The sequence below is a fragment of the Lysinibacillus sp. KCTC 33748 genome, from assembly GCF_002237755.1.
Taxonomy (GTDB): Bacteria; Bacillota; Bacilli; order Bacillales_A; family Planococcaceae; genus Lysinibacillus.
Map to the genome: position 1 here is coordinate 1 of NZ_MWSJ01000057.1, position 1,000 is coordinate 1,000.

Genomic DNA, 1,000 nt, shown 5'->3' on the forward strand with positions numbered 1-1,000 from the left:
AAAATAGGCGATAAATAAAGTTTTTCACCAAATAATTTAAACGCTGTAATATCCGTTACCCATTTCTCATTAGGTGCCTCCGATGTAAAGTTTCGATCTAAAATATTTGGCGCAATTTTACCGACTGTACCTTTATATGATTTATATTTTTTCATACGTACAATACACTTTAAGCCCAGCTCTTTCATAATACGTTGAACCTTCTTATGATTCACTTTTTGCCCACGGTTTGCTAGTTCATCACGAATACGACGGTAGCCATAACGACCTTCGTGTTCTACAAAAATAGTTTTGATCTCGTTTTTTAGATCGGCATCTGGATCCGGTAAATCTATTTTCTTTGCGATGTCATAGAATGTACTTCTTGGAATGTCCGCTAATGCCACAAGTGCCTTCACTGAATATTTATGCCTTAATTCACAAATGATTTTTACTTTGTCTTTCGTGGTGATTTTTCCTTGTTTTGAACTAAGGCGTTCAACTTTTTTAAATACTCGTTTTCCATTTCTAGCTGTTTAATACGTGCTTGAAGTGCTTCGGTTGAGCCTTCTATCGGTGCTTGCTTAGGTTGTTTGTTTAATTCTTTTTTCATGGATGGACGCCCCTTTTTCTTTGACTGAAGGCCATCAAATCCTTGTGTTTCGAATTGTTTTTTCCAAACTCTTATCGTCGAATGCGTCGCTATATTAAAGATAGCCGCTGTTTCGTGTAAGGACGTACCATGTTCAGTCATATAATTAAGTACGTCTAGTTTAAACTGTGCGGTGTAATTTGTATATTGTTTTACAAAGGCTTCTGAGCCATTATATTCGTGTAGTTTCACCCAGGTTAATATAGTTCGATGGGCAACGCCTATATCTTCTCCGATTGTTCTTAAACTTTCATTCCCAAATAAATATCTTTGAACAGCTTCTAATTTCACTTTTTCTTTAAATTTAACCATACAAAAACTGCACCTCCAATTGTTAGATTGAGTGTCTAATAATTGGGGAGCAGTTCA

At 35.8% G+C, this 1,000-nt stretch carries 1 pseudogene; it reads right to left on the reverse strand.

What is annotated here, in order from left to right:
* Nucleotides 1-943 (reverse strand): annotated as a pseudogene (locus tag B1B04_RS25240) (IS3 family transposase); the annotation flags it as partial.
* Nucleotides 944-1,000: the final 57 nt, after the last annotated feature.